This is a genomic window from Pantoea sp. JKS000250, assembly GCF_003201065.1.
In the GTDB taxonomy this organism is placed as follows: domain Bacteria; phylum Pseudomonadota; class Gammaproteobacteria; order Enterobacterales; family Enterobacteriaceae; genus Pantoea; species Pantoea vagans.
The window spans coordinates 3,480,390-3,501,305 of sequence record NZ_QICZ01000001.1 but is presented as its reverse complement, the minus strand read 5'-3'; the positions used below and the strand labels follow the sequence as shown (position 1 = coordinate 3,501,305).

Here is a 20,916-nt window from a genome sequence, read left to right as displayed (position 1 = left end):
GGCGTAAATAGAGCGCAGGAAAACCGCACCTCGGTGCGGTTTTTTTATGCCGTTACGGCCGGGAAAGGAAACTGCTCCAGATAGTCCGGGATACGCGGGAAGGTATGCAAAAACCACGGCGTAAACTGCTGCGGCTGCTGCTGCATCTGCTGCTCAATCATCGTCATCGGACGATAATCGAAGGCATCGGCTTCCTGCGGATTCAGCTGCGGCAGGCTGTCGCAGACGGCAAAGAAGACGTGACCATATTCATGCTCGGTCAGGCCGTTGCTCAGCTTCAGGTTATAGCTCAGCTCAAATACCGGCGTCAGCGTCACGATCATCCCCATCTCTTCACGCAGACGGCGCTCGGCGGCGTCGCGGGTCGATTCATGCGGATAAGGATGACCACAGCAGGTATTACTCCACAAGCCACCACAGTGATATTTATCGCTGGCACGCCGCTGCAGTAACAGCTCCTGCCGGGAATTGAAGACGTAGACCGTCACCGCGCGGTGCAGTAATCCTTTTTCATGCACTTCCAGCTTTTCCATTTTGCCGGTGGGACGATCGAGGTGGTCAACGAGGATAACTTCAATAGCAGACATGGCTTTTCCTTGAGATTATTCCCAACTATTCTGGCACAGAATAAGCAGTCTGGGGGGAACATCGCGGAATTTTTGCGCGTCTCAGGCGGAGATAAGCAGATGAAGCAGAGAGAAAATCAGGCCAGCAAGGCTGGCCTGAAAGAGGACTACAGTCGGAAGCTCTGAACCACCTGCTCAAGCTGGGTGCTCTGCGACTCCATCGCCTGCGCGGCAGCAGAAACCTGCTCTACCAGCACGGCGTTCTGCTGTGTGGTGCCATCAAGCTGAGTAATCGCCACGTTAACCTGTTCGATACCCAGGCTCTGCTCGCGGCTGGCGGACATGATTTCGCTCATCAGGGTCGTTACGCTGCTTACCCCCTTCATCAGCTCATCCATGGTCTGACCCGCCTGCTCAACCAGCGCGCTGCCGGTATCGATGTTTGCCACGGATTCTTCGATTAGCTTTTTAATCTCACGCGCCGAGTTAGCTGAACGCTGCGCCAGGTTACGTACTTCCGATGCAACTACCGCAAAACCACGGCCCTGTTCGCCGGCCCGGGCAGCTTCTACCGCAGCGTTGAGTGCCAGGATGTTGGTCTGGAAGGCGATGCTGTCGATCACACTGATGATGTCGACCACTTTACGGGACGAGTGATGAATCTCACCCATCGTGGTGACCACCTGACGGACTACTTCGGTGCCACGCGCGGCCACCTGCGAGGCATCGCCCGCCAGCTGGTTAGCGTGAGTGGCGTTGTCGGCGTTCTGACGCACGGTGCCGGTCAGCTGCTCCATCGACGCGGCCGTTTCAACAATCGAGCTGGCCTGATCTTCGGTACGGGAGGAGAGATTGGCGTTGCCGCTGGCAATTTCGCGCGAGGCAGCGGTAATCGCCAGTGCGCTGTCGCCCACCTGCTGCAACAGTCCCTGCAGATAGCTGATGAACTGGTTAAAGCTCTGCGCGACAGCGTTGAACTCCGGGCTGTTGCTGGCTGGCAGACGCTGCGTCAGATCGGCACCACCGGTCGACAGCGCTTCGATGTTGCTGTTCAGCACGTTGAGGCGTTTCATCATGGCGCGGACAAAGCCCAGCGACACCAGCAGCAGAATGACCGCCAGTGGGATCTGCACCAGACCCAGGCGAGTCAGCATGTTGTGCGACTGCGCTTTCAGCAGGCTGGTTGGCAGGCTGCTGGCGAGATACCACGGGCTGCCAGGAATGGCCTGCACGAACAGGGTCTGCTCGCCTTCGCTGCTGTCATAGGTGGTTTCCAGCGGCTGATTGCCCACGCCGTTCAGCAGCGTTTTCAGCGGTGCGGCCATCGACATCTGCACGTCAGCCAGGTTCTCCAGCTTCGGCGCGGCATTCACCAGCGCGCCATTGCCCACGACTTTGCCGTCGGCTTCGACGATCAGCACGTTGCCGTGAATAGTTTCACCCATCTGCTTCGCCAGCTGGTTAAAGAACCCCAGGGTCACGTCGATAGTGGCAACACCCCAGGCTGAGCCGTTGCGGTAGATAGCCATGGCGCAGTTGGTACGCGGCTGCGGGCTGGCGGCATCCTGATAGGCTTTTGCCCAGGCGCACTGCCCTTTCGCGGCAGCCAGACCATCTTTGTACCAGGGTTGCTCCCAGTATTTATCGGCGGCGTCGGAGTTCCAGTAGGTGTTGACCTGTAATTCATTGCTGGCATTACGGGCAAAGAAGCTGCTGTCTTTCTCTTTGGCCGGATCGCGACGGTTTGGCAGTGGCCAGATACCGCCACCAAACACATTGCTGTCCTGATACTGGTTCACCAGCGTCGGTAACAGGGTGTCGATAGTGGCGCTGTCCATGACAGAGGCGGCTTCGGTAATCGCACGCTGCTGTGCCTGCACGCGGTTCATCTGTTCAACGATGCCGGAGGCGAGTGAATCGACCTGATAGCGGACCAGACGACTTTCGCTGTCGACCAGCTGTGGCGCGACGAACTGATTGATGACCCAAACTGTAACGAGTAAAAGCGCAACAAAGAACGCGATCATTGTTGCGGTGAAGCGGGATTGTGTTGTTTTAAACATCTTTGTTCCCCTGAACCTGGTGCGGCGCGATTGCCTGATCCGGGTTAACGGCTCGCTAAACAGGAACTTGAGATGAGCGGGATCACATATTTGAGAAATGTTTGATTTTTGTAAAAATTTAATTTCATGGCGGGACTATCACATCCCCGACTGTTGCCGGGGATCGCATGAACAGGCGCGTTGTTGCTGGCCTATTCCTCAGGATTTATCACCTGCTGGCGCGGACGGAAGACATGATCGTTGCCCTCCGCTGTTAACAATTCCCGTAACTTCTGGCCGCCATGTTCATCGGCCTGCGCGAACTGACGCTCCACTTCGGTGACAGGCGTGGTCCAGAGTAGCGTCGGCCGATCGCCATCGCGCTTGGGCAGCTTGAACTGCGCGTGTTCGGTTGCCAGTTCATTCGCCAGCAGGAAGCTTTCAAAGCCGACCGGTGCCACTTCCGACGCCAGCGTGTGGCCCTCGCCCAGCCAGGTGAGCCGCGCCCACGGCAGATGCACGAACTCCGCCAGTGCACTCGCCATCTGCACCGCGTTGCCTTCGGTCATGATTTCACCGTCGACCGCCATGCCCAGTTCGATACGGCGATACTGCGGTGCCAGCTCATCAAACAGGTAATCGACCTGCGGCATGGGCCGGATGCTCATGCCGAGCGTCAGGAAATACCATACGCCCTGATGCCAGTGCTGCGAGATCGCCATCGGCGGCCAGCTGCCCTGATCGATCGCGTAATATTTCACTGACTCGCCAAAGCGCGCCTGATAGCAGGCCATAAGATCCTGCTGGACCCTGTCCCACTCGCTGCCGTCGTGCCATTCGCGCCAGAACTGACGCTGATGCTCCGCACGGGCGTAGTAGTCGTTGGTCGATGCCGAACCCAGCGGGGCCGTCAGCCGGTTCTTTTTGATGCAGCCCGCAGAGAAGCTCACCTGCTTCTCCTGATAGAGGCTCCAGCCGGGGATCACCGCCAGCAGCTGGCCGTAATACCACAGCGCCGCGCCATCATCAGAAGGCTCCCACAGCACCTGCAGACCCGCCGGTTCCAGCGCGGGCTCCGCTTCCAGATTACGGCAATACTCGGCGCTGAGCAGCGGCGCGATGCCCTGCTCCATTGCCTCACGATCTTCCTGTGCCGGTGCAGGCAGCAGGTTACGTAGCCAGCAGCCGCGCACCGCATACTGACTGCGGAACAGGTCGGTTGGCCAGATGTAAAAATAGGCGGTGCGCTCATCCTGTTCGACAATGGCGGTCAGGGTGCGCTGCTGATTGTGGACTTCGGCAATCAGGGATTTGTACGTCATAGTGCCTCGACAAAGCCTGGAGGAATCCATTTTCCCCGAGAATAGAGCAGGATCCTGGCTGCCGCCATTTGAGACAAGGGTAATAGTCTCAAAGTGTGGGGAGTTGGGGGTTGGATAAAGCAGGGTAAAGGCTGTAAGAAGAAGCGAGGCCTGATTTCAACGTTATGCGAGATAGCGGCTTTGGGGCTATTGGAGCAAACAAAAACAGAGCCTGCAGGTTTCTGCCCACTCCTCACTAAGAATAAAAAGGCTAATCCGCACGCACATGAGTCCCTTGCGCAAGGTCTCCCGCCAATAAAAGTTTGTCCATTCTGCGGTGCTATTGAGTCGGATACGGAAGACGCGCCTGATTTCATAACTTACTGATAATCATCCTGACTGGCATCCTCTTAACTTTTATCCTTACTTTCAGGTCATAAGAAAAGCTCATGTTGAACAGGATCGGTACTATTCCCGATACATGACTCTTTTTTTATGATATCCGGCAGTATTTACCTTGCTTAATCAACACAACCAATCTGAATGAAAGATAAATAACTTTCCTGTGAATAAATTAAATCTTGACAACCATTACCTCAATTGTAAATTAGGGCGACTGCTCTAATTTACAGTTTTTACTATCAGTCTCTTTTCACTGTCTGTTTATTTTTGCTGTCAAACTCTAAGGGATATGTAATGAAGTCCGATAAATTCCGTTGCAGACGCTACCTGGGCGCTTTTGTCTTTACCTCAGCATTGATGGCAGCCTCAGCAGGCTATGCGCCAGCAGCCTATGCTGCTGGCACAAAACCCGTTAACATCGCTGTTTACCGGGGGAAAGCTGGCTGTGAAGGTTGCTCAGAAATGGTGGTGAAATCGCTTGTAAAAACAGGATTGAATCTCTCTGTCAGCTATATTGGAGAAAATGAGAATTTAAAACTAAACAGCAGTAATCTCAAAAAATTTGACATCTATATTCAGCCAGGGGGCGGACAGGATATTCCCGCAGCTTATAATGCTATACGCGATGAGGGTGCAGAAGCCATCCGGAATTTTGTTCGCTCTGGTAAGGGATTTCTTGGCCTTTGCATGGGCGCTTATCTTGCTGATAAAGACTGGATAGGTCTGATCGATGCACCTCTGGATACCGAAGCAGGAAGACCAGGCGCAGAAGCTACGGATGAGGACGATTACACGCTAACAATACTGTGGGGAGGAAAGAAAGAGTCAGCTTATTATCAGGATGGTCCTTATCTGAATAACAGTTCCACCAGCAGAGGGTTTACTCCCATCGCCTGGTACAGTAATGGCGATGTTGCCATGGCGGCCTATACCTATGGAAAAGGGAAAGTGGTACTGACCGGACCTCACCCTGAAGCTGACGAAAGCTGGATCGATGCCAGCCAACCAGGATACATCCCCGCTGAACGCAAAATGATAAAACTACTGAAATATCTGGACATCAGTCATCAATGAGCACGGGTAAAGCCGGAACGTCTGCGCTCATCTTTATCTCACCATCTGAAGAGAAAACTTAAAAATTTCTTCAAGAAAGAGAGCGCGTTTTTCAGCAGAATAATCAAGTATGATCATGCTTGAATAACCATCAAGAACAGCCGCAATTTGTCGGGCTGAAACCTGACTATTGGCAGAGGTAAATTCCCCCACTTCGATACCACGCGTAATGATATCTTCGACGATGTCATTCCACTGCATTAAATTGGCGTGAATAAGGTCAGCATAACGCTGATCTCTTGCTGAAAGAGGCCATATTTCAAGATAGAGAATCCAGTGCGAAGAGGGAGCATCTGGCAGCAGATAATCTAAAAAAAACAATAGCTCCTCTGATATTGTGCCAGTTTTGCGCTCTTTTAATTTCAGGAGATAGTCATTAACATCATCATCCAGCATCTTTTTTATGGCGTCGAGCTTAAGCTCATCCCAGTTACTATAGTAATGATACGTATGGCTTCTGGAAATATTAAGCCGGGCATTCAGGTCTCGCGTTGAGACATTGTTCAGCCCCTTCTCTTTGAAAAGTTTTAAAGCGGCTTTCTTTATAATATCTTTGAAGGAATCGACTTTCATTTTCAATAACGACTTTGTTAACTTTTCATCCTCTCACAATACCATTTTCAGGAACTCAACGCTAATAGCTATAAAAGGTAAGCTGCGGCTTATATCAGCATTAACTTATAACGCAACGCCTGCTTCGTCATTCTGATTGTTAGCCGCTTCTGGCTGATGATGCTGCTTATACTGGCTGGTACGGTGGCAGCATCTTTGCTTCTGATTAGCACTAATCCCGCCTGGTCACCGTTGGGCCTGGGTGTGGCTTTAATCGTATATGCTGTTTTAGCGATAGTTTCTCCATCGCTTACCGTTACTCAGGCCCGGGAGAAATGGTTGTCACCCGTTACTGGCTTCATAACAGGCCTGCTAACCGGTGCGACAGGTCTGTTCGTTATGCCAGCCGTTCCCTATCTTCAGTCACTTCGCTTCAGTAAAGAAGAGCACGTCCAGGCCCCTGGCCTGTCATTTACCGTGTCTATGATTGCGCTGGCGGCAGGACTTTATCTTCATGACGCGTTCCGGATAGAGCAATTTTCACTTTCATTTATATCCATACTCCCTGCTCTGGCCGGAATGTGGCTCGGCCAGAAGGTGCGGGCACGTATTAGTCCCATGCGCTTCAGGCAGTGTTTTCTTCTGTTTTTAATTATGCTGGGCATAGAGTCGATTTAACGCCCTTTTATCTGATTTATCAGGCGTAAAGTAGCGGCGCACAGCCGAGAGGTTGCCTGATACTAAGGGTCACTAAGCAGTGATGATGAAATGAGCAGACACCCCTGTTGAACATTGCTGAAACGATCAGGTGAAGTGTTCTTAGTGGGCAAACGGACCACATTGGATTTTTGCTTGTGTTACATAGCGGACATTTCAGCCCGAAAAGAAATCGTAAAACTCCGTCACGAAAACGTTTGAGTCAGATGGCCCTTTCATGCGCACGCCATCGAACTGCATTTGTCGTGGTTTAAACGCCGGTTAGCCTTAACGAGAAACAAAAGGCGCTGCTACGTAAGCTGGAAGAGGGCTTTGGTGGTGTGGTGGGAAAGAAGAACAGTCGGCGTTCAAAAAGCTTTCCCAATGGCGTCAAAAAGTTTTTCGACAATTTGACTCGCTAAGCGGAAACGCAACGGTAAACATAAAAAGCCCCTGCAGTGCAGGGGCTTTTTTAATTGCTGTACTATTCAGCACAACGTATCCGTTAAGGCGTACTCAGAAATTTTTCTCAAGCTTCCGCTTTCGTTGTCGATAACCTGATTGCTGGCTGAGTGATGATTACACTCAGCTTTTTTTTCATTTCTGGCGATAAGGATATTTATGAACAAGCTTTGTGTTGCGGCGTTGTTGGCTCTGAGTTTAACCGGCTGTGCGCAGCAGACTTTCGTGATGAAACAGAACCAGGTTGGCGCGGCGACGAAAACGACCAGCCAGCCGTTCTTTGTTTCAGGTATCGGTCAGCGTAAGAGCATTGATGCGGCACAGGTGTGCGGCAGCCCGGAAAAAGTTAGCCGGGTTGAAGTGCAGCAGACGTTTGTTAATGGCTTACTGAGCGTGGTGACGTTTGGTATCTACACGCCACGTGAAGCGCGCGTTTATTGCGCCATCTGATAATGCCTCAGGCCGGTTCGCCGGCCTAATCCTGCCTGCTATTTTCCATGTTCTGTGATTAAAATACATTAAAATGTTGTAACTATTAAATTATACTGACGACGTTACCCGAAATGAGTTCAGGTAACTTCGTCCAGCCTGGTAAAAGCAGTGGTTAAGCTGTTAGACATTAAAGTCCGCTATGAGCGAAAAGCGGACATTTAAATATGGAGACGTCAGCAGAAGCACTGTTATTAGTTCACGGAATCAGTCCGTTCTGCTATCAAGCTTAAATTGATGAATTAAATTAATCGGGGCTATTAGCCTGGCTCATCGCATATTGCTTTTTGTCGATAAAACTTAGGGTTGATTTGCACCACAACCATTAGGACGAAGTATGTCAGACAAAAAACGCATAGCCATAACCGGTGCTTCAGGGAAAATTGGCAGGGTTACAGTAGAGTGGCTTGATAAAGCGGGCTATGACCTGTTCCTCATCGATAAAAAAGACCCGGTAACTGATGCCCATCCTGCGATAATTGCCGATTTAGAGGATTTTGGTGCAGCGCTCGACGCTCTTTCTTCCGTTGGGGAAGACATTTATTCGAGACCCGAGCCAGCAGCCTTTGATGCCGTTGTTCACCTCGCCAGTATTCCCCACCCCCGAATACTCCCCGATGCTGACGAGTTCAGAAACAATATGCTGGCCACCTTCAACGTTTTTGAGGCATCAAGACGACTGGGAATAAAAAATGTCATCTGGTCATCGAGCGAGGTTCCAACCGGCGTGCCTTACGACCAGTGGGACTGCCCATACGTTCCGGTAGATGAACACTACCCGGCACGAGGTATCAGCATTTATGCACTGACTAAGGTACTGGGGGAAGAAATGGCCCGCCAGTTCTGCCTTAACAACGATGATATGCGCATTACCTGCCTGCGACTTTCAAATGTTATAGCACCGGAAGAATATGCACAGTTTGAAAATTGGCAGGATGATCCGGCTGTCAGGCTATGGAACATGTGGGCCTACGTTGACGTCCGGGACGTTGCCCAATCGATTGAGAAAGCGCTCGAATATGACGTCAGGGGTAAAGATGAGTTCTTTATTACCAGCGATGTTACCTGCATGCGAACCCCTACACAGGAACTTATCGACCGTTACTATCCCAATGTCGAACAGCGTAAAAAATTCGCAGGTAATGAATCAGTGCTGAGCAGCGAAAAGGCAATGCGCGTCCTGGGTTATCGTCCGGCGCACCGCTGGACCGATGGCGTCTGATAATAATTTACTTTGCTACCGGCCTTTAGGAGGCAGGTAACCGTTTTAACTGGAGAATCATATGAAAGAGAAAAAACTGGCTCTTATAACGGGCGCGAGTAACGGTATCGGCCTGGCACTTGCGGAAGAATTTGCAGCTAACGGGTACGATCTTGCCATCGTGGCCCGGGATGAAAAAAAGCTATCAGCTACACAAGAACATCTGAAAAAGCGCTTTACAGTTAACGTACACGCATTCAGTGCTGACCTGAGTGAGTATGACCAGATAACCGACCTGCAGGCCAGAATTGATGCGGCCGGTTTAAACCTCAGTGCTCTGGTCATCAACGCAGGCCAGGGCCTCGGTGGTGCCTTTATTGGTGGTACCGATCTTGAAAAGGAGCTGAGATTAATACGGCTTAATGTTGAATCTGTAGTCCATCTTTCTAAAATATTTATTCCGCGGCTCGTTGAAAAGGGCAGCGGGCAGGTTCTTATCACCTCTTCGCTATCTGGCTCGGCACCGATACCTTTCGAAGCGGTTTACGGGGCGTCAAAGGCTTTCGTTAACTCCTTCTTTTATGCCATACGTAATGAGTTGATGGGAAGTGGGTTATCTATGACGCTTCTGATGCCCGGGGCAACGGAAACCAATTTCTTCAAAAATGCCGGACAGGCAAGCACGGCGGTAGGATCCATGAAAAAGGACGACCCGAAAGAGGTGGCAAAACGCGCCTTTTATGCCCTGATGACAGGACATGAATTTGTCTACGGCAGTGAGTATGCCGAGTATGAGGGCGAGGTGATGAACAGAACCATGAGTGAATCACACAAGGCTCAGCGTCACCGCATCATTTCTGAACCCAACTCAGCCCTGTAAAAATAAATCCGCATGGTGCCGGGCATAAGCCCGGTGCCTCTTTCAAAAACGTAAATACAGCAGGTGAAGTACTGGAATAATGACCAGAGATGAAAAAAGCGAAGGTATCCCGGGGAAATGCTGAAACTTTGCATTTGCTATGGTGTCGGGTTGCAGCGTTTTATTGAATAAATCTAAACTGCCTATCTTTCAGGCAAAATTCCGTGCAATGCTTTAAACATTGCATTGAATTTTAATCAACGGTCCAGTTTCATGCCTACCAGACTTCCTACCTCACTCACCCGAAGCGATCTTGCTGAACTCAACGCATTTCTTATCACCGAGAAACTGCGCAGTTTTACCAAAGCCGCCATAGAACTGGGGATCACCACTTCTGCGCTGAGTCATACCATACGCAATCTCGAGACGCGCCTGGGCGTCAGGTTGCTAAACAGAACAAGCCGCACGGTCTCTCCGACCGAAGCGGGCGCGAGCCTGGCACTACGCCTTGAAATAGGATTTAAAGAAATTGGCGATGCCCTTGAGGAAATTTACCGCATGCGCGATCGGCCCGCCGGAAGACTCAGGCTTAACGTGCTTAGTGACGGTGCCCGCCTCATTATGGCACGACATCTTCCACGTTTTATCAGCAAGTACCCGGAAGTGGAGCTCGAAATCAGCGTTGATGACAGGATGGTCGACATAGTGCAGGAAGGATTTGATGCCGGGATCCGCTTTGGCGGTACCGTTCCTGAAGATTTGGTTGCAGTCCGGCTGGGGGGAGAGCTCCGGTGGGTAGCAGTAGCATCACCACGCTATCTTTATCAACATACACTTCCTGCCGTGCCTGAAGACCTGCGCCTTCATGCCTGTATTCAGTTACGTACCGGGCAGGGCGTCATCTACAAATGGGAATTTCGTAAAGGAGAGGACTACCGCGTGATTGACGTCAGGGGCCAGCTTTGTGTGAGCGAAACGGCACTGGCAATCGAGCTGGCCCTGTCCGGTGCCGGCATCGCCTACTGCCTTGAAGAAAGGGTTCGTGGCCACATACGTGACGGCAGTCTTAGGATCGTGCTCCCGGAATGGGCACCGGTTGAAGAACCTATGTATCTTTATTATCCCGGACACCGGCAGGTTCCACAGGGTCTGAGAGAACTGATCGAGGTGCTGAGAGAAGAGATAAAAAATGAAAAGCGAAATAACACTGAATGATTTGATTCGTTGATGTATCGATGTCTGCTATGAGCGAGGAGCGGACGTTACTAATGGCGTACTGAGTAAATCAACGGGGAGTGGGTCAGTCTGCTTCTGGCACAATAGATCCTTATTGAGACTCATACGCTCATTACTTGATCTTTCAGAATCATCATCACGATGGGGCTGGAATAAAAGTTGTGGCCGAACTGGTGAAAATTCGGGCAGGCTGATCTAACTCTGTTACACTCAGTGCACGTATGATTTCAGAGTTTTAGCCAGGTCAGTGCTGATACTGAAATCAAACAAAGCCCATGACCGTTCAAGAGCAATACTGCTTGTCCGCCGCGACGGACCGTTACCGCCCGGCAACAGGAAGTTTAATATGTTTAGAAGTGAAGAAGAAAAGATCAACATCGTTATTGGCGAAGCCATCTTAACGCTGCTTGAGGACAGCGGCGTCTTTAGTACACACACCCTTTCTACCCAGTTGACAAAGATGCTTAATGTAGAGATAGACGCCGTCCGTTGTGAAATCATCAGAGAGGCAATCAGGCAGACTAGTAAACTGCTCGCCATAGCCCTTTGTTCAGGTAATAGCTATGCTGACACAAAGGGTGGGCTCGCTCGAATTTCTTGTCGGCAGAGCACCAGACACTGGTAATTATGCGGCATCTTTACTGCATTGGTTACGTTCTGCCTCTAAAAGTCAGTGTATCCGGTGGCTCAGCATTTGAATCGCCCTTATGCTGCATTCCTGCACACGACGGTCAGCGGTGCTTTTGCTAAGCAGTTCCAGTTCATTTATCAGCTCATCTTTCCCTGCTTTGGTTTTCTGACTGAGCAGCCTTCTGGTAATCCGACCAATAAGTTCCAGTGCTTGTTCATTGCGATCCTCGCTTGAACCCATAAACCCTCCGCTAAGAGAACCAGTTGTAAATATAGCATTGTATTAGGTGCGAGAAAGGTAACTGTGGCCGTATCGTTGAACTGATACCTTCACAAACTATGATGGCTAAAGAGCTCGGGTTTCAGGCTGAGGCTTAAACTAATGACCTGCCTCCCGCAGATTAATATACCGTAGTGCAAGCAACGTCCGCTTCTGGCACAAATCAGACCTGCGCACCGCAGGATTCATAATGAGGAAAAACCGGATAAGGGAGAAGTGAATGATTTCATCCTTAAATAAATGTGATGAAGCTCTGATTTTCATCTGTGACCCTCATCAACTAATAGCAACTTTTGATAGTTAAGAGGGTTTTTTCTTTAAAAATCCTTAATTATCAATGCTAAGTTTACTTCTCATTACCAACTTCAGTCATTGCCCATGTGGGGGATATTGTGAGGATAATGTTAATGCCTCCTCACAATTCATCCCGGCCTTTCAGGCAATTATGTCGTTCCTGATCGTGCCGGCCCTCCGTCTCCCTACAAGTGACTACGATATGAAAACCTATAAATTCCTTGCCAGCAGTCTTACCGCTCTGATGATATTTTCAGCGCAGGCGAAAGACATGAAGGTGGGTGTTGCCCTGGCTAACTTTGACCTCAACTTTATTTCCATACTTCGCAGTCAGATGGCAACAGAACTCAAAGAAGAGAATCTGACCGGGCAGCTTGTCGATGCCAAAGGTGACGTTGCCCTCCAGGTTCAGCAGGTCGATGATTTTATCAATCAGGGCGTGGACGCCATCATTCTGAATCCCGTTGATACGCAGGGCGTTCAGCCTATGATGAGTGCGGCCAGCCGTGCCGGTATACCGCTCATATTTGTTAACAGGAAACCTGAAGTTAAACTGCCAGCCGGTATGGCCTATGTCGGTTCTGATTCCGCACTGGGCGGGGAGATGGAAATGGAGGCTCTCGCCAAAAAGATGAATTATAAAGGTAACGTGGCCATTCTGATGGGTGCCCTGTCTAACGAGGAGGCGCGTGAGCGGACGCGCGCAACCGAGGCCGTGATCGCAAAATATAAAGATATGAAGGTTGTGGAAAAACAGACAGCTAAATGGCAGCGTAATGAGGCTGTAGACGTAGTTTCCAGCTGGCTTCTGAACGGCACCCCGGTCAATGCAATTGCCGCCAACAATGATGAGATGGCAATAGGCGCGATTATGGCGCTTAATCAGGCAGGTAATAAAGAGATCCTTGTCGCGGGCATTGATGGCACGCCCGATGGCGTTAAATTCGTTCAGTCCGGTCGCCTGACGCTCACCATTTTCCAGGATGCGCGGGGTCAGGCTACAGGTGCTGTAAAAGTTACCCGTGCCCTGCTCGATAAAAAGCCGGTAGAAACCTATAACTGGATCCCTTACCAGACGATTACCCCGGAAAACTTTCGACAGTTTCAACATGCCGGACAGTCCCGGTAAGCCTCCTGCCCGCTGAAAGGTGGGCCGGTGCCATTCCCGACAGGGACGTTTGAAGAGAGGACGATGATGCTTACGCATTGCCAGGACGATAATCGGATCTATCCCGATTTTGCTGAACACTCTGCACCAAAGCTTCTGTTTGTCTGTAAAACTGAAGGAGAGGAGTCGGCCATCCCTCGTGTAATGCACAAACATGATGACCGTCTGGAAATAATGTTTATTGCCCGCGGGAGTGGAGACTACGTTATCGGCGGGAAAAATTACCCGGCTCAGGAAGGTGATATCCTCATTTTTAATTCTGGAGTTGTACACGATGAACGGCCTCACAGCAGCAGAGACTCAGTCATTTACAGCTGTGGACTCAGTGGGCTGCGCATCAGCGGGTTGCAGGACAATCATCTCCAGCCCCGCGAATATCGTGCACTGGTAAAAAGTGGCTCACACTTTAGCTCGGTACATGGCCTGTTCGAAACGCTCTGCTCTCAGTGCTTCAGGCAAAATAACCACTACGGCGTTATAACGCATCATGCCATGAATGCGCTTCTGATACTGGTCAGGAACCTCTGTGAAGAGCAGCAGGCAAAGAATGATGAGAGGACGCTTTCACTGGGTGAACAGATTAAGGATTTTATTGATGAAAATTACGCGACGCCTATAACACTTGACGCCATAACGCAGAAACTCCGGATAAACCGCTTTTACCTCATTCACGTCTTTAAGCAGTTTTCAGGCTATCCACCTAAACAATACATTATCCGCCGGCGCGTAGGCGAAGCGCAGTCGCTGCTGTTAAATACGGATCTGGGTGTATCAGAAATCGCGGCAAGGGTGGGCTACGACAGCGTTAACAATTTTCACCGCGTATTTAAGATGATCGTAGGCATTCCGCCCTCGCAATATAAAGTGCGCTGGATGGACGGTATGAAGCTCAGTAAATGATGCACACTGGCTGCGGAGCCAGTGTGCGGTAAGTATCAGATGGCTGGCAGTACGTAATCCGACTTTTCAATCATGGCTGCACGTCTGAGCAGGTCTACCGATTTGATGACGCCTTCCATGCGGGACAGGTTCATGTCTTCGTGCTCGATGCTCAGCGTCAGTTCAGGATTGGCAAAGTGCGCCAGTGCATAACAGAACTGGTTCCACCAGGATTCCGGCTGACCATAACCCAGCGTAACATAAGACCAGCTGCGCTCACGGCTCATCGTCATTGGGCGGTTATCAAGAGCAGTAGCAGTCGCCCGGTTAACGCTGTCGGTGAAGGTATCCTTGGCATGTACGTGATAGATCATACTGCCGGCTGAGCGAATGAACTCAAGAGGATCGCCTCCCATCCATATGATGTGGCTGGGATCGAAGTTAAGTCCCACGACCTCTCCCGTGATTTCACGCAATTGCCTGAAAGTGGGCAGGTTATAAGCCAGCTGCTGTCCATGAAGCTCAATGCAGATCCGCGTGCCGCTGTTACGCGCGACATCAGCCAGACTGCGCCAGTATAACTCAGCCACTTCCCACTGATGGGCCAGGATATGCTGTGTTTCGGGCGGCCAGGCGGTCACAATCCAGTTCGGATAACTATCACCGGGTGCACCAGGTAAACCTGACATGGTAATAACGTTCTCCACCCCCAGCAGGGCAGCAAGCTCAATTGTTTTATGCAGACAAGCAGAATGCACTCTCCCGGTTTCACCCGGATGCAGCGGGTTTCCGTTTGCGTTGAGTGCAGAAATTGTCAGACCATTGTCGCTCAGTCTGCTGGTGAACTCCTGGCGTGCTGCCGGATTACTGAGCAGCTTATCCAGATCGAGATGAGGAGCCGTTGACCAGTTGCCGGTAGCAAACTCCAGGCAGTCCAGCTTTAATACCGCAGCCGTTTTGATAACGTCACCGACTGCCAGATGGCTGAGGCTGTCAGACACTAATCCAAGTTTCATTGTTTGTCCTCTTAAAGCGAAACAGTAACGACTTTACGGGTTCTGAAGGATTCTACGGCTGCCTCAGCAAGTAACAGAGCCTTCAGTCCATCATCAGCGGTTGTTGGAACAGGCCGTCCTTCCTTAATCGCAGCAACGAAAGCTTTCCACTGTTCACGAAAGGCCTCCTGATAGCGTTCCAGGAAGAAGTGCAGCGGCTTTTGCGCCTGAGTCCCCTGTTCCTCAGTTACTTTAACAAGGGTTGTCGTAGGAACATTCTGCACATACAGACACCCTTTCTGGCCGTGAGCTTCAATGCGCTGGTCATATCCATAACCCGATCGCCGGCTGTTATTGATGACCGCAATTTTGCCTGACGCGGTCTGAAGTGTAATAACTGCAGTGTCCACGTCGCCTGCCGCTTTGACAGTCGGGCTGACCAGGGCTGCCGCTGTAACAGAGACAGATACCGGCTCTTCGCCCAGCTGAAAACGCGCCATATCGAAATCATGAATGGTCATGTCACGAAACATGCCGCCAGAGACCAGCAGGTAGTCATCCGGAAGGGGGGACGGATCGCGTGAGTTGATTTGCAGATGCTCCAGTTCTCCGATCTCACCAGACCTCAGCGCCCGATTCAGGTGGGCATGGTTCGGGTCGAAACGGCGGTTAAATCCGATCATGAAAGGCACACCACGCTCTTTAACCTCAGCGACGCAGGCCTGTACCCGCTCAATGTTTAAGTCGATGGGTTTTTCACAGAAAATTGCTTTGCCTGCCCGGGCGGCGTGCAGTGAGAAATCAGCGTGGGTATCCGTGGATGTGGCAACCAGAACAATATCCACTTCCGGATGCGTGATCGCCTCCTCAGTACTGAGCACACGCGCTGAAAACCTGTCAGCCAGGTTTTTTGCAGCCTCAGGGAAAATATCGGACACCGAAAATAATTCGGTATCCGGATGGTCATAAATATGACGGGCATGAACCTGTGCAATTCTTCCGGCACCTAACAACGCAACTTTCAACATGACTGACCCCTGAACAAATAAATCCCACGGAAACTGGACAGAAATAACAGCATTATTTCGGGGAGCTGACTGTTCACCACCCATAACACTACGCTTGAAAAACATGATGGAATGACGTTAAACGCAGTGAAAATTAATTTCAATTAAATAAAAAATGAAAGATTAATTTTGTGATGTAGATAAAAAATGAGCGCAACATCCTAAAAGTTGCCACTTTCAACCTCATGATAATGCTGATTATTCTTACTGTTTCTGCATTTTTTATAGCTAACAGCAGTGCGGTTAGCCTGCTGATGCAGGCGCCCTCACTGGATATAACAAATTATTCATAATGAAGGCTTTGATGTATTGAAAGCCAGTATCATGATTTACCTAATAATTTCATATAGTTGTTTGGGCTCAAGGCTCTTCTGCAATTTACAGCCTAGCGACACGATGTGAAAGACCTCACAAAACCGTAACATTCATGCCTGCGCAGCAACTTTTAGCATTGGAATAGACATTCCAGTAATGATTAATAAACCTTTCCCCAAAAAAGGCGAAGAAACCCCGGCTTTATTTCACTAAAACGCACAAGCGCTTTCCCTTTTATTGATAATAAATAACCCTACCAGGAAAAAAATTAATGAGTGAAGACAAACTGATCAGGAATTCAACTCCGGAAAAGGTTTCCTCACCGGGTCCGGACATGAAAAAAATCACCATCGTTTCCACCATAGGTGGCCTCTGTTTTGGATACGACACCGGGGTTATTTCGGGCGCACTACTCTTTATGAACGATGACCTGAATCTTTCACCCTCAGCTGAAGGATTTATTACGTCCTCTCTGTTATTTGGCGCAGCTTTTGGCTCTCTTCTGGGCGGGATGCTTTCTGATAAACAGGGAAGACGTAAAAATCTTCTATGGGTAGCTGTGTTCTTTGTCCTGGGAGCGCTTGCTACCTCTCTGGCCTGGGATGTTAATTCAATGCTGGTTGCCCGTTTCGTCCTTGGACTTGCGGTTGGCTGTGCGTCGGTCACGGTTCCGGTTTATATCGCTGAAATGGCCCCGGCAAACCAGAGAGAGAAGCTCGTAACCGTTAACGAGCTTATGATCGTTATCGGACAGTTTCTTGCTTACTCGATTAATGCCGGTATCGTAAATGCCTATCCGGAACTGAGCCATAGCTGGCGTATTATGCTGGCAATACCCGCCATACCTGGCGTCATCCTGTGGATAGGCATGATGATGATGCCTGAATCGCCAAGATTTTTCCTGCAGCGTGGTCAGGAGAACGAGGCAAGAAAAGTGCTGAGCAGCATTCGCGAGCCGCAGGTCATCGAGAAGGAAATCAGGGATATCCGTAATATCATTTCTCTGGATACGCAGCAGGTAAGCCTGCGTAAAGAACTGAGTAAAAAATGGGTTTTAAAACTCATCCTGATAGGACTTATGATTGTTCTGGCTACGAGGGTGACGGGTGTTAATACCATCATGTACTACGCACCAACAGTATTAAAGTCAACGGGACTGGGCGATGCTGCCGCAGTGACAGCAGCAGTAGCGAACGGCCTGATTTCTATTCTGGCAACTGTGCTTGGCATGATGATTATTGGTAATCTGCCGCGCCGTAAAATGTTCCTGACCGGGCAGATAGGCGTCACCCTGGTACTGGTGTTGATAGGACTGTCCTTCAGAATGTTTTTCCATGCGGAGACAATTAACGGTACGGAAGTGCTTAAAGGCAACTTTGCCGGTGCCAGCTATATCATTCTCGCCCTTATGTCGCTGTTCCTTGTCTTTATGCAGGGCTGGATAGCGCCGGTATTCTGGCTGATGCTTTCCGAAATATACCCTCTTCGCATACGCGGCCTTGGAATGGGCATAGCGGTATTCGGCCTTTTTGGCTTCGATTTTGTCATACAGTCGCTCTTTCCTGTGATGCTGCATGCATGGGGAGGAGGAGCCACGTTTGGCGTGTTTGCCCTGGCAAACCTCGTAATGCTGGCTTTGCTGTTCAGGTATCTGCCTGAAACACGCGGGCTTACGCTTGAAGAAATTGAAAAAAAATTCAGGCAGTAAACGCCGGCCGTTTGATTCCATCATTAATTTCTACTGAGGGCAGGACATGATGAAAATTACCGCTGACGAATTGACGCTTGGCTGCCGGGCGAAGAATCGAAATGAGGTACTCCGGCAGGCTGCTTTTGAGCTGGCCGCCCGGGGCTGCGTAGATATTGGTTTCAGCAAAGCATTGCTCGATCGCGAAAATGATGTCTCTACATGGATTGGCGCTGGACTGGCAATGCCACACATAAACCGGCGTGATGCCGGGCAGATTATCAGGAGCGGATTCCATTTCCTTCAGTATCCGGAGGGAGTTTCATGGGACAAAAGCCACGTGGCTTTTTTGGTCGTCGTGGTCGCGGCCAAAGATGGTGACCATATTGCTATGCTTTCTGGCATTGCAGATCTGCTGGTTAATGAAAGAAAAGTGATGCGACTTTCCATGGCAGACAGTAAAACTGCATTTCTTAACCTGTTGGCCGATACCTGATTTTGCAACGTCTGCTTCTCGCCCTCTGACATTCGACAAGCGTTTTACAGCATCAGTAAGGGCGATCTTCGCGCTTCAAGTACCAGCAAATATTTCGCTTAATCATAACGGGTTCTGGTCTTCCAGTAGTGGTAAATGGTCCTTATCCATTTAAACGTTAGAGCCCGGATGACTGATTGATGCGGTTTCAACTTTTCTCGCTGTCCCTGATAATACAGTCCGGCATGCTTTATTGAATAAATCGGATTTAGATAAAAGCTCCTCCAGTCACTGACTTCCTCAGCCAATCCGCACACTTTCTGGCATCATCGCACCCTTCATTTTGTTTATGGCACGGATAATAGCCATAATTTCTGCAAACTACGTATCATAATCCTGCAAAGTAAGATGCCCATTAAACAGGTGTTTTTACGCGTGACATCGTCGTTTCAGCAACCCAACGCCCGTTATAAGCCGTGTGCCACCTCCAGTAAGCATTGCTCCCTGTCAGTCGTTGCCTGGCCTCTGCCTGATTCTGTCAGAAGACTCCGCCGGCCAGTAACCGGCACGCGTTCGCGGCGAGATAAGAGCTTTCATCTTCTTGTACCTTAGCCCGTAGTGGCTTCGTTTAGTGTCATCCCAGAGAGAGGGATGCACAGATAACCTCATGAGTGCAATCGTCTACGGCCAGATGCCGTTTACGCGATATGCGACGCTTTTCCTGACCGTGTTTTTTACCTTCCATTCCCCTCACCGAAGACTTTTAAGCCGGTGGAGTCGATAACCTGATGGGCAATTTCGCCGCGCGTAGTATTTTTGAACGGGATGCTGACGGGCCTGGTCCGCCTGCTAACGCAGGAGTGAGTCGGGTACTGCATCAGGATAATGATGGAGTCAATGTATCTCTGCGCAGCGTACAGTATAAGGTGAAGCATCAGTACGGTGGAAATGACCCGTTCAGAATAACGTTGCGGGCTGCCACATGAAGACGTGTTGGGCTATTCATTCCAGGCCAGAATAGCCGACACATCAGGTCATAATGTCAGTGAGCCCCGGTTGACGAACGCCTTGTTGCAGGTAGCCCAGCTGGTGATTTTGAGCTTTTGTTTTGCCACGTATATACCGCTTCAGGGCCAGAAATAGGATGATCTGATCCTGATTGTGGCAAAAAGTTAATTTTATTCAACAAAGCCCATTCCTCCTTACAGAAGCTCAAGAATTGGAGGATGCCTTCTATACAAGTTTGATTGTAATTTAAAGGAAAAAGGGACGAAAATAACTTACCCAGAAAATTATGATTATACGTCAGCGCCACCCAGAACCTTATCCAGTTGCATTTCTGTCAAAACTCGGTCTTGAATAGGTTGTTTAACAGCGTTAATTTCATCAACACCCCAAACTAAGCCGACTGCTGTGCGTGTTGGACGTTTGCCTTTAGGCATGTCTGCTAGTGCTAAATAGGCATCTACGACCATTTGTGGATTAGGGGCCTGATCGCTCTGCATAAATTTACCGAATTCCTCAAACATCGTGACAGGAATATTTGCCAGTTCACCGTAACTATCCAATATGTCTGTGCGTGTCGGTTGCTGTCCTGCTGCACTTAGGCCTGTAGGGAATGGGCCTGGTTGTACTATGGCGATATCGATGCCGAATGGCGCCACTTCGTAACGTAAACCCTGAAGATAGCCTTCCAAAGCGTGTTTGGTTGCGGCGTAAGTGGAGAAATAGGGTGCTGAAATTTGGCCAACCATGGATGAGGTATTGATGATCAGGCCTGACCTGGCTTCACGCATCGCAGGTAAAACAGCCTGAATAGTACGTACAGCGCCATAGTAGTTTGTTTCCATCTGCTCGCGAGCCTGAGCAATGCTAAATGCTTCTGTAATCCCAAGGTACATTACGCCAGCATTGTTTAGCAAAACATCGATTTTTCCCGCTTTATTTAGCACGTTTGCAATGGCAGTTTTGACAGATTCGTCGTTGGTAACATCCATATCAACGACATGTATAAAATCACTATATGCTTCCAGCTCTGCTTTAACTACAGCGTTCTTGCCTTCTGGAGCACGCATTGTCGCAAATACTCGATAGCCTTTATCTGCAAAATCTTTAACTGATTTTTGGCCAAAGCCACTGCTGCTTCCAGTGATGACTATGCTTTTTTTTGCATCGCTCATTCTTATTTCCTATTCAGTTTGTTAATT

19 protein-coding genes and 2 pseudogenes are annotated in these 20,916 nt (G+C 49.8%); 12 read left to right on the top strand and 9 right to left on the bottom strand.

Going from position 1 to position 20,916, the window contains the following annotated elements:
- Positions 1-44: 44 nt before the first annotated feature.
- The 3 genes from idi to BY447_RS16580 form a co-directional block, all read right to left on the bottom strand.
- A complete protein-coding gene (idi, locus tag BY447_RS16590) occupies positions 45-587 on the bottom strand; it encodes an isopentenyl-diphosphate Delta-isomerase (RefSeq protein WP_110331574.1) in 543 nt (180 codons plus the stop codon).
- A gap of 146 nt (positions 588-733) precedes the next feature.
- Positions 734-2,629, bottom strand: coding sequence for a methyl-accepting chemotaxis protein (locus BY447_RS16585; RefSeq protein ID WP_110331573.1), 1,896 nt, complete (start codon positions 2,627-2,629; stop codon positions 734-736).
- Between the two features lie 191 nt (positions 2,630-2,820).
- A complete protein-coding gene (locus BY447_RS16580) occupies positions 2,821-3,930 on the bottom strand; it encodes a suppressor of fused domain protein (protein ID WP_110331572.1) in 1,110 nt (369 codons plus the stop codon).
- A 675-nt stretch (positions 3,931-4,605) separates the two neighbouring features.
- On the opposite strand from BY447_RS16580, the gene BY447_RS16575 reads away from it, so the two are divergent.
- Entirely contained in the window at positions 4,606-5,385 is a 780-nt protein-coding gene (locus BY447_RS16575) for a BPL-N domain-containing protein (RefSeq protein WP_110331571.1), read from the top strand.
- Between the two features lie 33 nt (positions 5,386-5,418).
- Here the strand turns inward: BY447_RS16575 and BY447_RS16570 are convergent, their stop codons facing one another.
- Positions 5,419-5,997, bottom strand: a complete 579-nt coding sequence (locus BY447_RS16570) for a TetR/AcrR family transcriptional regulator (protein ID WP_323859494.1) — start codon at positions 5,995-5,997, stop codon at positions 5,419-5,421.
- A gap of 129 nt (positions 5,998-6,126) precedes the next feature.
- Between BY447_RS16570 and BY447_RS16565 the strand changes: the two genes are divergently transcribed.
- The 7 genes and pseudogenes from BY447_RS16565 (at position 6,127) to BY447_RS16535 (ending at position 11,544) form a co-directional block, all read left to right on the top strand.
- Positions 6,127-6,654, top strand: a complete 528-nt coding sequence (locus tag BY447_RS16565; protein WP_323859509.1) for a sulfite exporter TauE/SafE family protein — start codon at positions 6,127-6,129, stop codon at positions 6,652-6,654.
- A gap of 293 nt (positions 6,655-6,947) precedes the next feature.
- Positions 6,948-7,094: pseudogene (locus tag BY447_RS16560) on the top strand (molecular chaperone DnaJ); the annotation flags it as partial.
- 199 nt (positions 7,095-7,293) lie between these two features.
- Positions 7,294-7,584 (top strand): Bor family protein, encoded by a 291-nt coding sequence (locus BY447_RS16555; RefSeq protein ID WP_110331568.1) that lies wholly within the window; start codon positions 7,294-7,296, stop codon positions 7,582-7,584.
- A gap of 376 nt (positions 7,585-7,960) precedes the next feature.
- A complete protein-coding gene (locus BY447_RS16550; RefSeq protein ID WP_110331567.1) occupies positions 7,961-8,845 on the top strand; it encodes an NAD-dependent epimerase/dehydratase family protein in 885 nt (294 codons plus the stop codon).
- 61 nt (positions 8,846-8,906) lie between these two features.
- Positions 8,907-9,704 (top strand): SDR family NAD(P)-dependent oxidoreductase, encoded by a 798-nt coding sequence (locus BY447_RS16545; protein ID WP_110331566.1) that lies wholly within the window; start codon positions 8,907-8,909, stop codon positions 9,702-9,704.
- 252 nt (positions 9,705-9,956) lie between these two features.
- Positions 9,957-10,898 carry a LysR family transcriptional regulator gene (locus BY447_RS16540; RefSeq protein WP_110331565.1) on the top strand — a complete coding sequence of 314 codons (942 nt, stop codon included), beginning with the start codon at positions 9,957-9,959 and terminating at the stop codon, positions 10,896-10,898.
- A 367-nt stretch (positions 10,899-11,265) separates the two neighbouring features.
- Positions 11,266-11,544 (top strand): hypothetical protein, encoded by a 279-nt coding sequence (locus BY447_RS16535; RefSeq protein WP_110331564.1) that lies wholly within the window; start codon positions 11,266-11,268, stop codon positions 11,542-11,544.
- 45 nt (positions 11,545-11,589) lie between these two features.
- On the opposite strand, the gene BY447_RS16530 is transcribed toward BY447_RS16535, so the two are convergent.
- Positions 11,590-11,790: a hypothetical protein gene (locus BY447_RS16530; protein ID WP_110331563.1), complete on the bottom strand. Its 201-nt coding sequence runs from the start codon at positions 11,788-11,790 to the stop codon at positions 11,590-11,592.
- Positions 11,791-12,325: 535 nt separating this feature from the next.
- Between BY447_RS16530 and BY447_RS16525 the strand changes: the two genes are divergently transcribed.
- Both BY447_RS16525 and BY447_RS16520 read left to right on the top strand, forming a co-directional pair.
- Positions 12,326-13,252 carry a substrate-binding domain-containing protein gene (locus tag BY447_RS16525; protein ID WP_110331958.1) on the top strand — a complete coding sequence of 309 codons (927 nt, stop codon included), beginning with the start codon at positions 12,326-12,328 and terminating at the stop codon, positions 13,250-13,252.
- A 63-nt stretch (positions 13,253-13,315) separates the two neighbouring features.
- Positions 13,316-14,191 carry a helix-turn-helix transcriptional regulator gene (locus BY447_RS16520; RefSeq protein WP_110331562.1) on the top strand — a complete coding sequence of 292 codons (876 nt, stop codon included), beginning with the start codon at positions 13,316-13,318 and terminating at the stop codon, positions 14,189-14,191.
- A 35-nt stretch (positions 14,192-14,226) separates the two neighbouring features.
- Here the strand turns inward: BY447_RS16520 and BY447_RS16515 are convergent, their stop codons facing one another.
- The gene (locus BY447_RS16515) at positions 14,227-15,186 is read right to left on the bottom strand and encodes a sugar phosphate isomerase/epimerase family protein (RefSeq protein WP_110331561.1); all 960 of its coding nucleotides are present in this window, start codon (positions 15,184-15,186) and stop codon (positions 14,227-14,229) included.
- 11 nt (positions 15,187-15,197) lie between these two features.
- Complete coding sequence (iolG, locus tag BY447_RS16510; protein WP_110331560.1) at positions 15,198-16,193, bottom strand: inositol 2-dehydrogenase; 996 nt, start codon at positions 16,191-16,193, stop codon at positions 15,198-15,200.
- Positions 16,194-16,818: 625 nt separating this feature from the next.
- On the opposite strand from iolG, the gene BY447_RS16505 reads away from it, so the two are divergent.
- Together BY447_RS16505 and BY447_RS16500 are read left to right on the top strand one after the other, a co-directional pair.
- A complete protein-coding gene (locus BY447_RS16505; protein WP_110331559.1) occupies positions 16,819-18,255 on the top strand; it encodes a sugar porter family MFS transporter in 1,437 nt (478 codons plus the stop codon).
- 46 nt (positions 18,256-18,301) lie between these two features.
- Complete coding sequence (locus BY447_RS16500; RefSeq protein ID WP_110331558.1) at positions 18,302-18,730, top strand: PTS sugar transporter subunit IIA; 429 nt, start codon at positions 18,302-18,304, stop codon at positions 18,728-18,730.
- A gap of 279 nt (positions 18,731-19,009) precedes the next feature.
- Here the strand turns inward: BY447_RS16500 and BY447_RS16490 are convergent.
- Positions 19,010-19,824: pseudogene (locus BY447_RS16490) on the bottom strand (transposase).
- A gap of 183 nt (positions 19,825-20,007) precedes the next feature.
- Positions 20,008-20,889: an SDR family oxidoreductase gene (locus tag BY447_RS16485; RefSeq protein WP_110331556.1), complete on the bottom strand. Its 882-nt coding sequence runs from the start codon at positions 20,887-20,889 to the stop codon at positions 20,008-20,010.
- Positions 20,890-20,916: the final 27 nt, after the last annotated feature.

Coding starts and splice junctions, on each gene's coding strand:
- BY447_RS16545 (WP_110331566.1), top strand. CDS start 8,907: ATGAAAGAGAAAAAACTGGCTCTTATAACGGGCGCGAGTAACGGTATC.
- BY447_RS16550 (WP_110331567.1), top strand. CDS start 7,961: ATGTCAGACAAAAAACGCATAGCCATAACCGGTGCTTCAGGGAAAATT.
- BY447_RS16555 (WP_110331568.1), top strand. CDS start 7,294: ATGAACAAGCTTTGTGTTGCGGCGTTGTTGGCTCTGAGTTTAACCGGC.
- BY447_RS16500 (WP_110331558.1), top strand. CDS start 18,302: ATGATGAAAATTACCGCTGACGAATTGACGCTTGGCTGCCGGGCGAAG.
- BY447_RS16525 (WP_110331958.1), top strand. CDS start 12,326: ATGAAAACCTATAAATTCCTTGCCAGCAGTCTTACCGCTCTGATGATA.
- BY447_RS16485 (WP_110331556.1), bottom strand. CDS start 20,889: ATGAGCGATGCAAAAAAAAGCATAGTCATCACTGGAAGCAGCAGTGGC.
- BY447_RS16505 (WP_110331559.1), top strand. CDS start 16,819: ATGAGTGAAGACAAACTGATCAGGAATTCAACTCCGGAAAAGGTTTCC.
- BY447_RS16535 (WP_110331564.1), top strand. CDS start 11,266: ATGTTTAGAAGTGAAGAAGAAAAGATCAACATCGTTATTGGCGAAGCC.
- idi (WP_110331574.1), bottom strand. CDS start 587: ATGTCTGCTATTGAAGTTATCCTCGTTGACCACCTCGATCGTCCCACC.
- BY447_RS16575 (WP_110331571.1), top strand. CDS start 4,606: ATGAAGTCCGATAAATTCCGTTGCAGACGCTACCTGGGCGCTTTTGTC.
- BY447_RS16515 (WP_110331561.1), bottom strand. CDS start 15,186: ATGAAACTTGGATTAGTGTCTGACAGCCTCAGCCATCTGGCAGTCGGT.
- BY447_RS16570 (WP_323859494.1), bottom strand. CDS start 5,997: ATGAAAGTCGATTCCTTCAAAGATATTATAAAGAAAGCCGCTTTAAAA.
- iolG (WP_110331560.1), bottom strand. CDS start 16,193: ATGTTGAAAGTTGCGTTGTTAGGTGCCGGAAGAATTGCACAGGTTCAT.
- BY447_RS16580 (WP_110331572.1), bottom strand. CDS start 3,930: ATGACGTACAAATCCCTGATTGCCGAAGTCCACAATCAGCAGCGCACC.
- BY447_RS16540 (WP_110331565.1), top strand. CDS start 9,957: ATGCCTACCAGACTTCCTACCTCACTCACCCGAAGCGATCTTGCTGAA.
- BY447_RS16585 (WP_110331573.1), bottom strand. CDS start 2,629: ATGTTTAAAACAACACAATCCCGCTTCACCGCAACAATGATCGCGTTC.
- BY447_RS16520 (WP_110331562.1), top strand. CDS start 13,316: ATGATGCTTACGCATTGCCAGGACGATAATCGGATCTATCCCGATTTT.
- BY447_RS16530 (WP_110331563.1), bottom strand. CDS start 11,790: ATGGGTTCAAGCGAGGATCGCAATGAACAAGCACTGGAACTTATTGGT.